We start from the raw sequence: 13,350 nt of genomic DNA on the forward strand, positions 1-13,350 counted from the left end.
TAACCAATCCATCATTGATTCCCAAGGTCGCGTCATTGCAACCTGGGCGGATGTAATCAACCGCGCTAACTTAGGTATGGAAGTAATGCACGAGCGTAACGCTCACAACTTCCCCTTAGACTTGGCTGCTGGTGAAGTTGCTCCTGTTGCTATCAGCGCACCTGCTATCAACGGTTAATCTTCAAGCTTTAGCTAATCTGATTAAATAAAAAGCGTCTCCTTCACCGGGGACGCTTTTTGTTTTGGTTATATAGTTTGAAGACGCGATGAATCGCATCCCTACAAACATCTATGTACTTAGTATAAGATATATCAAAATCTCTTTAATATATCGTATGTTTACTGTTGCTTTAGAATGGAATACTCAAATAGTATTTAGCACATCATTTTTTATTATTTGAAATATTGTGAAGTCTATTCTAGAATCATACTTAGATCAAGAAGTCTGGATACTGATACGAGATAAATGGTATTTTACAAAAATCATTCGAGTTGGGGATGATTTATTGTGGTTTCAACACAGGACTCACAACAAAGAAACAGAGGAAGATACTTTGTGGGAAATGGTTGTAAAAATCGGTGAAGTAATTGCGATCGATAGAATTATATCTGTTGTTAGTAGAAAACCAGATGTGTTTATCTCACAGCTAATAGAAACCGATCAACCCACAAATAATTACCATAAAGATAATGAAAATTAATTAACTAAAATTAATTATTACGCTATAAGCATACCAACCGCTCTAAGAAGGAAAGAAACACAAGCATTTAGAGTTTGGTAGCAAGAAATATTATCTAAATTCAAAATTTTAGATGTGCGTGAGAGAAATTGCTATTTGGCTTCTAGGACGGGGTTTCCCCGTCCTAATAGTTAACTGGAATTAACCGAAATGCTTGATAATTGCGTCTGCAAATTCAGAACATTTTAGTGGTTCTACGGGTGGTTCAATTAACCGTGCTAAGTCATAGGTGACTTGACTATTAGCGATCGCATCTCCTAAACCTTTTTTAACTAGGTCTGCGGCTTCTTGCCAACCCATGAACTCAAACATCATCACCCCAGACAAAATCACCGAACCAGGGTTAATTCTGTCTAAACCGGCGTGTTTGGGTGCTGTACCGTGGGTAGCTTCAAAAACGGCGCAAGCATCGCCAATATTTGCGCCAGGCCCCATTCCTAAGCCACCGACAATAGCAGCAGCCGCATCAGACAAGTAATCACCGTTTAAGTTCATCGTCGCCAGAATCGAATACTCATCTGGTCTGGTTTGGATTTGTTGAAAGATACTGTCAGCAATCCGGTCATTGACCATGATTTTCTCTTTCCACTTACCGTTACCGTGGGTTTCCCAAATTGAGTTAAGAACCGTTTCCACTTCCTTGACAATTTGGGCTTTCTTCTCTTCGGTAAGACCATCAAAACCAGGATCAATCAAACGGGCATTTTCTTCTAGAGAAATATGGGGATTTTTTTCCTTGTTGCTTAAAATCCAAGATTCCCGTTCGGTGACGCACTCTTGACGAAACTCAGAAGTGGCTAGTTCGTAACCCCAATCACGGAACGCGCCTTCGGTGTACTTCATGATGTTACCCTTATGCACCAGCGTTACCTGTTGCTTGTTTTTAGGTAATAACAAGGCGTGTTTGATGGCACGTCTTACGAGGCGTTGAGAACCTGTTTTGCTGATGGGTTTAATCCCAATACCAGAATCGAGGGGGATTCGCTTTTTCCCGTGTTCTGGGGTGGCGGGAATCAGTTCATTGTTGAGGATAGAGATTAAGCGATCGCCTATTTCACTACCTTGCTTCCACTCAATCCCCAAATAAATATCCTCTGTGTTTTCCCGATAGACTATCACGTCCAGTTTTTCGGGGTTTTTGTGAGGTGATGGCGTACCCGCATAATAACGGCAAGGACGCACGCAGGCATATAAGTCAAAAATTTGTCTGAGTGCGACATTCAAAGACCGAATACCACCGCCCACAGGAGTAGTCAAAGGCCCTTTAATTGCCACACCATACTCTCTAATAGCCGTCAGAGTATCTTCAGGTAAATACTGATAAGTACCGTATAAATCACAGGCTTCATCACCAGCGTAAACCTTAAACCAACTAATTTGACGTTTGCCCTGATACGCTTTAGCTACCGCCGCATCTAGCACTTTTTGCGTAGCTGGCCAAATATCAATACCTGTTCCATCGCCCCGAATAAAAGGGATAATGGGATTGTTTGGTACAACAGGTTCACCATTTTTGAAGGTGATTTTTGATCCAGTTGTAGGGGGGTTAATCTTGTCGTACATACTTCACACACTCCACAAAGGTACGCCGCCAGAGAGAAGATTCTTCTTGTGTAGGCTTGCAAATTTTACTGTAGATATTGGGGATTGGGGACTGGGGAACTCGGGGTCCCCTCTGGGGATAAGGGGCAATGGGGACTGGGAATTTAGGAAAACTTCTTCCTTGTCTTCCTGTCCTTCCCTTACACCTCTGTCACCTGTAACCTGTCCTCTGTCACCTTCTTAATCTCTAATCCCTCAATGAGCAGATATTCCCCCTATTTCCCTTGTACAGCATTTAGGGATTCAAGTGTAGGTTTTCGTGAAATTGTCGCAATTTTGTACGATCAAAAATAGTAAACTACTTTTCGCTATCACTGCTGGATCATAGATAAAGCTAGATAGCCAATTGCTTTTCCACTGACCGCTAACATGAGTAATGGCATGACAGACCCAATGATTGTATCAGGCACTGCTAATGAAATTGACTCCCTTCGACAAAAGTTAATCGCTGGGTCTATGCAAGTCCAACAACAGATCATCCCACAATTAGCTGCTTTGGGTAACGAGGGATTAAATGTGTTGTCAGAGTTTTTATTGCAACGTCGCGATCGCCCAGCTACTTGGGTTGAAGGCAAAGCCTATCAATTCCTCTACAACTCTGATGCACCCCAAGCCCAAGAATTTCTGCAAAATTATTTTCCTGAAGGAATTGTACCTCTAAAATCAGAGGCAGGAGTTAATTATAATTCTTTGCAACAGTTACTGGCTGTCCAAGACTTTCAAGCAGCTGATCTCATGACTATTCAACAAATGTGTGAGGTTGCAGGGGCTACGGCAGTACAGAGAAAATGGCTGTATTTCACTGATATAGATAATTTCCCCACTGTTGATTTACACACTATCAATAATCTGTGGATAGTTCACTCCGAAGGTAAATTTGGTTTTTCAGTACAACGAGAAATATGGTTAAGTTTGGGCAAAAATTGGGACAATCTCTGGACAAAAATCGGTTGGAAAAGTGGTAATAAATGGACAAGATACCCTAATGAATTTACCTGGGAAATGAGTGCGCCTAAAGGTCATTTACCGCTATCAAATCAATTGCGGGGAGTGCGTGTAATTGCTTCTTTATTTGCTCATCCTGCATGGTCTAAGTGAAGGGCATGGGGGTAGGGATTTGGGGAGGAAAAAACCTCATAACTATTAACGAAACAAGCAGGAGTTTATTTTATTCCTAGAATCAGAGAAATCAGGAAATTTTTTCAGTCATCGCTAGTTAAACATCTCAAATCTAATTATGGCAAGAGTTCTTCTAGAAGATATTAAGCGTAAATTTAACAATGTCACCGCGATCGAGGATATTACCTTTGAAATTCCCGATGGTGAGTTTTGGGTGTTAGTCGGCCCTTCCGGTTGTGGTAAATCAACAATTTTAAGGACGATCGCGGGTTTAGAAACTGCCACATCTGGTAAACTCTTTATTGGCGATCAATTGGTAAACACCGTCCCAGCAAGAGCGCGAGACGTGGCGATGGTGTTCCAAAATTACGCGCTTTATCCCCATCTGACTGTGGGTGAAAATATCGCCTTTGGGTTAAAAATGCGGAAAGTTGACCCGAAAATCATTCAAGATAGGGTGGTGAATGTAGCGCGATCTCTATCTTTGGAACACTTATTAGACCGTAAACCCAAACAACTATCTGGTGGGCAACAACAACGGGTAGCATTAGGGAGAGCGATCGCCCGTGAACCCCAAGTATTTTTATTAGATGAACCCTTATCTAATTTAGATGCTCAATTGCGAGATGATACCAGGGCAGAATTAAAACAGCTACATCAACAATTAGGCGTGACAACTATTTATGTCACCCATGATCAAGTTGAAGCCATGACTTTAGCAGATCAGATTGTGGTACTTAATCGGGGAAGGATACAACAAATTGGCGATCCTCAAACGATTTATGCTCGTCCTGCTAATCAAATGGTGGCAACTTTTTTAGGTAGTCCACCCATGAATATTTTGCCCGCTATTTATAAAAATGGTTGTTTTGATGTGAGTGGGCAATTAATCGAAATTCCCCCATTCATCCAAGATAATTTGCAGATACCTCAAGGACAAAGCATTGATTTGGGCATTCGTCCAGAACACATGACAATTAGTGAAGACTCAGGACTCTCAGTAGAAGTGAAGGTGATCGAACCTTTAGGAAGAGAAACCTTAGTGCGTGCTGGGTTACCTGGTGCTACGACGTTGCTAAATATTCAATTGAATGGTAATGTGCGTCTTCATCCAGGCGATCGCTTGCATTTACAACTAGATTTACATCAGTTATTTGTATTTGATCCCAAGACTGGAGATAGACTTTTACCTCAAGATTAAGTGTAGCTTTAATGTCAATTAATACAACATAAATTAGTTACTGTTTATACTAGTTTCGACCCTACTGAGAACTTCTAGGTTGGGCATATTTCATCCGATTACGCCCATCTAATTTAGCCGCATACAAGGCTTGATCAACCAATTGCAGCATCTCATCGCTGGTTGTTCCATGATCAGGAAAAACCCCTACTCCACCCGAAACTGTTGCTTGTATTTTTTTGTTACCAAATTCCAGTCGCGCAGCTTGGAAGGATAAGCGAATTTTTTCAGCACGCTGAAACGCTTTCTCTAGTGTTACACCAGGTAAAGCCAATACAAACTCCTCGCCACCATATCGGCAGATGATATCTTGAGAGCAACAATAGTGACGCAGAAACTCTGCAAATAACTTAATCACGCGATCGCCAGCTTGATGTCCAAACGTATCATTGATACTTTTAAAATAATCAATATCCATAATAACCAAAGCGACTGGATAAGCATCTCTCATTGCCACTAGCAATTCTTGGGGAAATATCTCGTCAAAATAACGGCGATTAAACAATCCTGTTAGTCCATCTCTGATCGCCTGTTCCCGTAGATGAATTTGTAAGATTTCAATTTCTAGTACCTGTTTGTGCAAACGTTCATTCGCCTGTCGAAGTTCAGATTCAGCTAGATAACGTTGAGTAATATCACGCAAAACCAGTAGTCGACCTGTTAATCGCGTGCAATCGTCGTGTATTGGTTTTAGCCATAGTTCCACATAAAGGGGTATTACCGAATCCATTAATATCTCTGTTTTAATACTTTCGTGAATGTGGTATTGCTTCACGATTTCTGGCCATTTTGCCAACACTTGATCAGCTGACTTACCAATGTAAAATCCTGTTGCCCCAATGAGATGTTTTGCCGCCGGATTAATATCAATAATGCGGTTTTTTCTGTCTAAAACCAAGACACCATCGCTCATTTTCTCAATCAATGTGCTACGGGCTATAGGCACGAGATCAAACATCCGAAAGCGAAAAAGATTAATAAAATGGAATATCCCGGTCAACATGAAGGTCATCGGCGTAATGTTTAGACCTGGAGGCGTGAGGCGTAACATATATAAGCTAGCCCCCAACAGTGGTAATAATGCACCAGCTAATGCTGTGATAGATTGCTGGCGATAAAGAACTGATGGCAGTAGGACTTTGGGAACAAGTAAAAATGTGCCTGCAAGTGTATAGACGTAAACACAGGCCATAATCCAAAAAAAACCGATATTGTGTTGATAAATTACAAACTTGCTTTCCTGTGGGTCATGTAAAAAACCATACCAGACTAAATCATGCCATTCGTTAGTTGCTACCAAAGCTACATTGAAACTAGGGATAACCCATAGCATCGCTGTATTTCGAGGCGTTAGCCAGTAACTATTGTTGGTGAAGTGAATGGCAAAAATTAGGAATAATGTGATTACACTACCTGAACCGACATACTCCCACTTTGACCAAAATATTTTTTCTGGTAGGCTGATGACAACTGCTTCCATAGCTGCAACTGTAGCGTATCCTGCGATCGCCAGCATCATTCCAATAAAAGGGTTGCTAGCAGTAGAGATAGAGCGACGCTGCCAAGTTGCAAAGGCTACCGTAGCCGAAATTATCGCAGTCAAGCAAAGCAGAACAAAATAGAGATTGTACTGAAGCAGCATGGTGATGCAACATCAAGAGATGACTCCATCATCTGGAATTAACAATTCAAAATTAAAGAATTTTCAGCCTGGAATTTAAACCCCCACTGAAAATATGCTACCTGTAGACATATGGGTCTTAAACCCTTGTATCTACGATAAGCCTGAGCTAGTTATTTCTGGCGTTCGAGTAGTTTTATGGTGAAAGCATATCTGGCAAATCATTATAAGAAATTTGTAAAATTTTATTTAATTTAGTTATTTTACTGAATAAAAACTAGAGAAGTTATACGGATTTTTATGTAAATTTACTATTATTTTATCTCTTTTGCCTTTCATCTCCATACGCAAAGAAGTCGAGTATGGAGATGAAAGGCAATTAAAATAGCTACTTAAGCTACTGGTTGTATTTGAGATTTCCTTAACTCACTAGGAGCAAATGCACCATTTTCTGTGATGATGGCTGTAATTAAATTGGCTGGAGTCACATCAAAAGCTGGGTTATAAAATTCCACGCCGGATGGTGTCAGCATGGTATCACCAACTTGATAAATTTCCTCTGGGTTGCGTTCTTCAATGGGAATTTGACTACCATCAGATAATTCAAAATCAATGGTAGAAATAGGTGCTGCCACATAGAAAGGAATATTATGTGCCTTAGCTACAATGGCTAAACTATAAGTACCGATTTTATTAGCAGTGTCACCATTAGCAGCAATGCGATCTGCACCGACGACGACAGAGTGAATTAAACCTTGCTGCATACAATGGGCTGCCATGTTATCGGTAATGACAGTTACAGGTATACCTTCTTGTACAGCCTCCCAAGCGGTGAGTTTTGCACCTTGCAAGCGGGGACGGGTTTCATCAGCAAACAAACGTGCTAAACGTCCCTCACGCCAAGCCGAACGCACAACCCCCAAGGCTGTACCATAACCAGCCGTAGCTAAAGCCCCAGCATTACAGTGAGTTAGTAGTGTTAGCTTGTCTGGGGTTTTGGGTAATACTTGCAAACCATGATCGCCGATCGCTTGACAAGTTTGCAAATCTTCCGCATTAATGGCTTGGGCTGTTTGCAATAAAGCTTGTTGAATTTCTGCTACTGTTCCTAGGGTGGCGTAGGCAGTTTTGATCATCCGACTAATTGCCCAAAATAAATTTACGGCTGTCGGACGAGTAGCCCGCAATAAATCAGCGACTTGTTCTAGTTGTGCTAAAAATTCGTGGCGATCGCTTGTTGCAATTTCTCTCGCCCCCAAATACATCCCATAGGCTGCTGCTACACCAATAGCTGGCGCACCCCGGACAATCATAGTTTTAATCGCCCGCGCCATATCTTCGCTACTGTGAATCTCTACAACCGCATACTCATTAGGCAAACGGGTTTGGTCAATTAGTAATACTGAATTATTCTGCCAAATAACAGGGTAAATCATAGGAAGGTAACAGGGGACAGGGGACAGGGGACAGGGGACAGGGGACAGGAGATTGAGGAAAACTTCTTCCTGGTTTTCCTTGCCTTCCAGTCCCCATAATTTCTTCACTGCGTGACGCTAGCGCGTAGCTTGCTTTGCTATGCAGGCGTAAGCCTAACTCCGGAGGAGTACAATTTTGAATTTTGAATTGATTTATTGGGGAAAGTTGGCAATAATCATAGCAATTTCTGGGTGATTGTGAGCGATCGCTTCTGGTGCATTGCCAAACATTGCCAATAGTTGGTTTTTGTGTTCTACTGTGCCATTTAACAGTAGTAAATCATTGCTTTTGAGTAATCGTGACACTTGCCTAACAAAGTTACCCCGTACCTGTTGAATCGGTGTGTCTGGGGGTAGTTCAATATCAGTTAACTCACCAGTTGCTCCTCTAATTGATACGACTTGTAACAGTTGTAACGATGCTTTGAGTTCGGTGGCTAAATTTTTAGCTAGTTGAATACTTTCTTTAAAAGAATTTTCACGAGTTTGTTGGGTGGTGAAAGCCAAAAATACTCGCTTGGTATGTTCAATTGGTAAGGGAAAGCGAGATACCAATACAGGGACACTACTACGCTGTACAATTTTATCGATAACACCGCCAAATAGATTTTCTTGATAAGTCGAGTAACCTTTCCAACCGCAGATAATCACACTTGCTTGCTTTTCTTCAGCAACGCGGGCAATACCTTTATCAATCGATTCATCAATTCTACCGATAGGGGTGACATTGGCAACTGCTGCATGGGCGATCATTTCTGCCGTTGAGAGGAGTTGGCTTTGTCTGGCTTTCGCATCAGGGGAAATAGGGGTCTTTTCTTCTAAGAGAACATGAAGCGGTAAGAGAGTTCCATTTGCTGATTTTGCCAGAATAATGGCTAATTTGAGGAGATTATCTTCTGTGCTGGGGTTAGCCACTGGGACTAAAACGCGATCGCCTATACTACTAATGTTTTGCAGTTTTTGGGTACTAGTTGCTTCTGGCTTAAGTTTTTGTCCCCACTGATTTGTTACCCAAGGGGAAGCAATACAAGTAACTAGAATCATGGCAATTGTGCCATTAACTGTCAGTTCATCAACTAACTTGATATTATAAGCAACAGTGATGGCTGCCAAAGTTGATGCCGCCTGTGCCACCGACAGCCCAAACATCACCATAGTATTGTTAAAGTCAAAGCCAAATAACCTGCCCACACCCCAGGCAGGAAGGTACTTGGCGACAATTGCCACAGTCACCATCACACCAGATACTACCAGCGATCGCGGTTCTTTAATCAAAATGCCAGGATTAACTAACATCCCTACAGAAATCAAGAAGAACGGGACAAACAAGGTATTCCCGATAAATTGAATCCGATTCATCAAAGGGCTAAGTTGAGGAATTAGCTGCGTAATAGCTACCCCCGCTAAAAAAGCCCCAATAATCGGCTCAATTTGGACTAATTCTGCCCCATAGGAAACCACAAACAAAGTAGCCAAAACGAAGGTAAATTCTGCCCCTTCATCATGGCCAAATCTCTGAAAAAACCATTGACCGATACGAGGTACACCCCATAAAGTCAAAAAGGTGTAGATGATCAAAGCGGGAATCAGAAACAGCCAAAAACTCAGAGTTAAATTACCTTGATGCGCTCTGACTACTACTGCTAATACCAAAAGTGCCAAAATATTGGTAATTAATGTGCCGCCAAGAGTAGTAGTTAAAACTTGAGAACGCATGATGCCCAATTTGCTGGCGATAGGTAGTGCGAGTAAGGTATGGGAAGCGAAACAAGAAGCCACCAAAACCGCAGGTAATAAATCGTAACCAATACCCATCATGGCTGCTGTGCCTAATCCCATCGGCACAAGAAAAGTAGCAACTCCAAAGATAACTGCCTTATCAGCATTGTATTTTAGGTCATCTAAGCTAGTTTCTAAGCCTGCCATGAACATGAGAAACAGCAAACCCACAGTACCCAGCAGGACAATTGTTTTATCCCGTGCCAAAAGTCCTAGTCCATTGGGGCCGACTACCACACCCGCCAAAATTAAGCCGACAATCCCAGGTAGCCGGATTTTTTCAAAAAGTAGGGGGGCAATTAGCATAATCCCCAAAATCATCAAAAAAACGGGTACTGGGTCTTTAATCGGTGTTGATAACACTGAAGCTATAGAAGCATGAGTTATACCCTGCCAGAGAATTGATTGCATAGTGGTAGGGAAATTATAGTTAGTTAAACTGACTCACATATTAGTACCATCTTCAACGAGCGATCGCATCACCACTAAAGTCAGCTTTATGGCGAGCAACCCAGTAACTTATGATTAATCAATACCTTTCTAGATATATTGACAATTTTTTAGACAATAAATTTTACGTGTCTCAGGTATGACTTCAAACAATTTAGACGTTTAAAGTCCCATTCTGATAAAAAAATAACCCCTAAAAACAGGGGTTATTAATCACTAAATACCTGATCAACTAAACAACAGCAGATACTTTTTGCTGAAAGAAAGCTGCCAAAACTCTTTCCGCTATTTGACGACTAGTTAATCCTAATTCTGCCTTTGATTCATCTGGTGTAGCGTGTTCGACCAACACATCTGGAATCCCAATGCGTTTCACAGGAACTACCACATCAGCATCTAGCAAGGCTTCTGCTACGGCTGAACCAAAGCCACCCATCACACAGCCTTCCTCAAGAGTAACCACGCGCCCAATCTTCTGAGCCAAAGGTACAATCAACTCTGTATCCAAAGGCTTAACAAATCGGGCATTAATCACAGTCGCTTCAATACCGTGTTCACTGAGAATTTCCGCCGCCTGCATACTGGGATAAACCATTGTGCCATAGCCAACGATTAACACATCATCACCGTTTCGGAGAATTTCACCCTTACCGATTTCTAAAGATTCCCAACCTTCTTCCATCAGAGGTACACCGTGGCCGTTACCTCTGGGGAAACGCATAGCAATAGGGCCACTGGTATGTTCAATACCAGTGACAATCATGCGTTGCAGTTCTGCCTCATCTTTAGGGGCCATCAGCACCATATTAGGAATACAACGCAGATAAGCAATGTCATACATACCTTGATGGGTAGGGCCATCCGCACCCACAATACCTGCCCTATCTAAGCAAAAGAATACTGGGAGGTTTTGGATACAGACATCGTGAATGATCTGGTCATAAGCCCGTTGTAAGAAGGTAGAGTAGATAGCAACCACAGGGCGCATACCTTCACAAGCTAATCCCGCCGCTAGGGTGACAGCGTGTTGTTCTGCAATACCGACATCAATATATTGATTGGGTAATTTGACTTGCAGTTTGTCTAAACCTGTTCCTGTCGCCATCGCCGCCGTAATCCCAATAATTTTGGGATTTTGTTCGGCAAGTTTGACGAGGGTGTGAGAAAAGACTTTGGCATAGGAGGGGGGTTTCGGCTTGTTGGAAGGAATCGCTTTGCCAGTTGTCAAGTTAAAAGGGGTTTGGGCGTGATAACCTACTTGGTCTTTTTCCGCGATTTCATAACCTTTACCCTTAACTGTTGACACATGGACTAAAACTGGCCCAGCAATTTGATGTGCTTGTTGGAAGGTGGCAATTAATTCTTCCAAATTATGCCCATCTACTGGCCCCATGTAGGTAAAGCCCAGTTCTTCAAAAACTGCCCCTACTTTGGGAACAGCCAAACGCTTCATCCCTTCCTTGATGCGTCCTAGTTCGGGAGATAAGGATTCACCCACAAAAGGAATGTGTTTGAATTGTTCCTCAAAATTATCTTTGATGAACTGCACCGGGGGACTGAGGCGCATTTTATTCAGGTAGCGAGGAATTGCCCCCACGTTGGGAGAGATAGACATCTCATTGTCGTTGAGAACCACCAGCAGGTTAGTTTTGGGCAAGTGTCCGGCGTGGTTGATGGCTTCTAAAGCCATACCGCCAGTTAAAGCACCATCACCAATCACCGCCGCAACTTTAAATTTTTCCCCACTCAAATCTCGTGCTAAAGCCATGCCCAAGGCAGATGAGATACTAGTAGAAGCATGACCCGCGCCAAAGTGGTCAAATTGATTTTCACTACGTTTGAGATAACCAGCAATTCCGTCTTTTTGTCGGAGGGTGTGGAAGTTACTGTAACGTCCTGTAATCAGTTTGTGGGGATAAGCTTGGTGTCCTACATCCCAAGTTACTTTATCCCGATCTAAGTCTAAAGTCTGGTAAAGCCCTAGTGTTAACTCTACAACACCCAAACCAGGCCCTAAATGTCCACCATATTCTGCGACTGTTTGCAGGTGTTTATCGCGAATTTGGCGGGCAATCTGTTGCAGTTGCCGGATAGATAAACCGTGCAACTGATTGGGATGGGTGATTTCGCTCAAGTGCATATTATAGTGTTTTCCTCTTTAATCTCTAACTTTCGGTATTTTGATTTTCCCACGGTCGGGTTGCCGATAGAATTAGACTGGTACTAAGTAGCAGTCTAAAATGTATTCTTCTGTAACGGGGAATTAGACACAATACCTTCAGCATTTTTTCTTAGTATTTATGCTGAAAGCTCATACCGCGAAATTACTTTAAAGTATGTATTCAGTTACATTCGAGGACAGTAACAAAATAGACAGTTATTCTTAAAACATCAAGAAAAAGCCCACATTATGGGTGTATCATGTTTTGATTTTTGCTTTTTTATTTTTGCTTTTAAGAACTAAAAAGATGGTGGAGTGTTGGTAACACTGGTAACTTCTGGCGTTTCCGGTTGCTTTTGCTGTCTTTGCAAATATTTACTCAAAAGATAGGCCATATCCCCACGATTCATCGGTCTTAAGGGGGATATATTATTTTGAGCATCAGTGTTAATGAATCCTTCTGTGACTACTGTAGCGATCGCTTTTCTCGCCCAACTAGGTATAGATGCCGCATCTGGGTATGGGGCAAGAATTTCGTTCACAGAATCATCCCCAAACTGAAACACCCCATAAGCTTGGGCGAATATAGCCAACCCTTCCGCCCTCGTCACTCTTTGATTCGGGAAAAACAAATTCCCCCGATAACCTTTCATCACATCTGTTTTTAGCACTGTCTGAATATCTCGATATGCCCAGTGAGAAGAGGGAACATCCGATACAGGTATTGATTTTTCTTGTTTAGCTGCTTCTTGTCTATCTAACTTAAATGCTTTGACTAAAATCGTCGCTAATTCTGCACGACTCACCAACCGTTCTGGATAGAAGTTACCATCAGATGAATTAGTCATCAACTTGGCAGCAACTACCTCTTGAATTGCTTCTGATGTAACTCCCACAGTAGTTTCAGTCACTTGCGCTTGCACAATTACTGGGAAGCTTTGGAGTAGTAGCACTAAAGAAAATGTACTTAACCAAGGACGCATAGTTCTTACCACCGTAAATTTGCTTCTTTGTATAGACAACAACTGACGCATCGCGCACTGATTATGTTGACACATTTTTACTGGGTAAGGTTGCCGAATTTGTGGATTGGGGACTGGGGACAAATTCTACCTTGTCTACCCTTTTTCTTTTTAGTCTCTAGCCTCTAAATTTTGAGAATT

Annotated in this window: 9 protein-coding genes and 1 pseudogene; 4 read left to right on the forward strand and 6 right to left on the reverse strand. The window is 42.0% G+C overall.

The window, feature by feature from the left end; translation table 11 throughout:
* Together VB693_RS00005 and VB693_RS00010 are read left to right on the forward strand one after the other, a co-directional pair.
* Window positions 1-178: pseudogene (locus tag VB693_RS00005) on the forward strand (photosystem II q(b) protein); the annotation flags it as partial.
* A 229-nt stretch (window positions 179-407) separates the two neighbouring features.
* Window positions 408-701: a hypothetical protein gene (locus tag VB693_RS00010; RefSeq protein ID WP_323264510.1), complete on the forward strand. Its 294-nt coding sequence runs from the start codon at window positions 408-410 to the stop codon at window positions 699-701.
* Window positions 702-881: 180 nt separating this feature from the next.
* Here VB693_RS00010 and VB693_RS00015 read toward each other — a convergent pair whose 3' ends face one another.
* Entirely contained in the window at window positions 882-2,303 is a 1,422-nt protein-coding gene (locus VB693_RS00015; protein ID WP_323264511.1) for an NADP-dependent isocitrate dehydrogenase, read from the reverse strand.
* Between the two features lie 420 nt (window positions 2,304-2,723).
* On the opposite strand from VB693_RS00015, the gene VB693_RS00020 reads away from it, so the two are divergent.
* Window positions 2,724-3,440 (forward strand): GUN4 domain-containing protein, encoded by a 717-nt coding sequence (locus tag VB693_RS00020; RefSeq protein ID WP_323264512.1) that lies wholly within the window; start codon window positions 2,724-2,726, stop codon window positions 3,438-3,440.
* Window positions 3,441-3,579: 139 nt separating this feature from the next.
* Window positions 3,580-4,662 carry an ABC transporter ATP-binding protein gene (locus VB693_RS00025; RefSeq protein ID WP_323264513.1) on the forward strand — a complete coding sequence of 361 codons (1,083 nt, stop codon included), beginning with the start codon at window positions 3,580-3,582 and terminating at the stop codon, window positions 4,660-4,662.
* Window positions 4,663-4,723: 61 nt separating this feature from the next.
* On the opposite strand, the gene VB693_RS00030 is transcribed toward VB693_RS00025, so the two are convergent.
* The 5 genes from VB693_RS00030 to VB693_RS00050 form a co-directional block, all read right to left on the reverse strand.
* Complete coding sequence (locus VB693_RS00030) at window positions 4,724-6,343, reverse strand: histidine kinase N-terminal 7TM domain-containing protein (RefSeq protein ID WP_323264514.1); 1,620 nt, start codon at window positions 6,341-6,343, stop codon at window positions 4,724-4,726.
* A 371-nt stretch (window positions 6,344-6,714) separates the two neighbouring features.
* Complete coding sequence (mtnA, locus tag VB693_RS00035) at window positions 6,715-7,758, reverse strand: S-methyl-5-thioribose-1-phosphate isomerase (protein WP_323264515.1); 1,044 nt, start codon at window positions 7,756-7,758, stop codon at window positions 6,715-6,717.
* Window positions 7,759-7,950: 192 nt separating this feature from the next.
* On the reverse strand, window positions 7,951-9,987 hold the full coding sequence (locus tag VB693_RS00040; RefSeq protein WP_323264516.1) for a cation:proton antiporter: 2,037 nt from the start codon (window positions 9,985-9,987) through the stop codon (window positions 7,951-7,953).
* 271 nt (window positions 9,988-10,258) lie between these two features.
* Window positions 10,259-12,166, reverse strand: coding sequence for a 1-deoxy-D-xylulose-5-phosphate synthase (dxs, locus tag VB693_RS00045; RefSeq protein ID WP_323264517.1), 1,908 nt, complete (start codon window positions 12,164-12,166; stop codon window positions 10,259-10,261).
* A 320-nt stretch (window positions 12,167-12,486) separates the two neighbouring features.
* Window positions 12,487-13,170, reverse strand: a complete 684-nt coding sequence (locus VB693_RS00050) for an S-layer homology domain-containing protein (RefSeq protein WP_323264662.1) — start codon at window positions 13,168-13,170, stop codon at window positions 12,487-12,489.
* Between the last annotated feature and the right edge of the window lie 180 nt (window positions 13,171-13,350).

The organism is Anabaena sp. UHCC 0399 (assembly GCF_034931465.1).
Taxonomy (GTDB): Bacteria; Cyanobacteriota; Cyanobacteriia; order Cyanobacteriales; family Nostocaceae; genus Trichormus; species Trichormus minutissimus.

Coding starts and splice junctions, on each gene's coding strand:
- VB693_RS00015 (WP_323264511.1), bottom strand. CDS start 2,303: ATGTACGACAAGATTAACCCCCCTACAACTGGATCAAAAATCACCTTC.
- VB693_RS00020 (WP_323264512.1), top strand. CDS start 2,724: ATGACAGACCCAATGATTGTATCAGGCACTGCTAATGAAATTGACTCC.
- VB693_RS00025 (WP_323264513.1), top strand. CDS start 3,580: ATGGCAAGAGTTCTTCTAGAAGATATTAAGCGTAAATTTAACAATGTC.
- VB693_RS00030 (WP_323264514.1), bottom strand. CDS start 6,343: ATGCTGCTTCAGTACAATCTCTATTTTGTTCTGCTTTGCTTGACTGCG.
- mtnA (WP_323264515.1), bottom strand. CDS start 7,758: ATGATTTACCCTGTTATTTGGCAGAATAATTCAGTATTACTAATTGAC.
- VB693_RS00040 (WP_323264516.1), bottom strand. CDS start 9,987: ATGCAATCAATTCTCTGGCAGGGTATAACTCATGCTTCTATAGCTTCA.
- dxs (WP_323264517.1), bottom strand. CDS start 12,166: ATGCACTTGAGCGAAATCACCCATCCCAATCAGTTGCACGGTTTATCT.
- VB693_RS00050 (WP_323264662.1), bottom strand. CDS start 13,170: ATGCGTCCTTGGTTAAGTACATTTTCTTTAGTGCTACTACTCCAAAGC.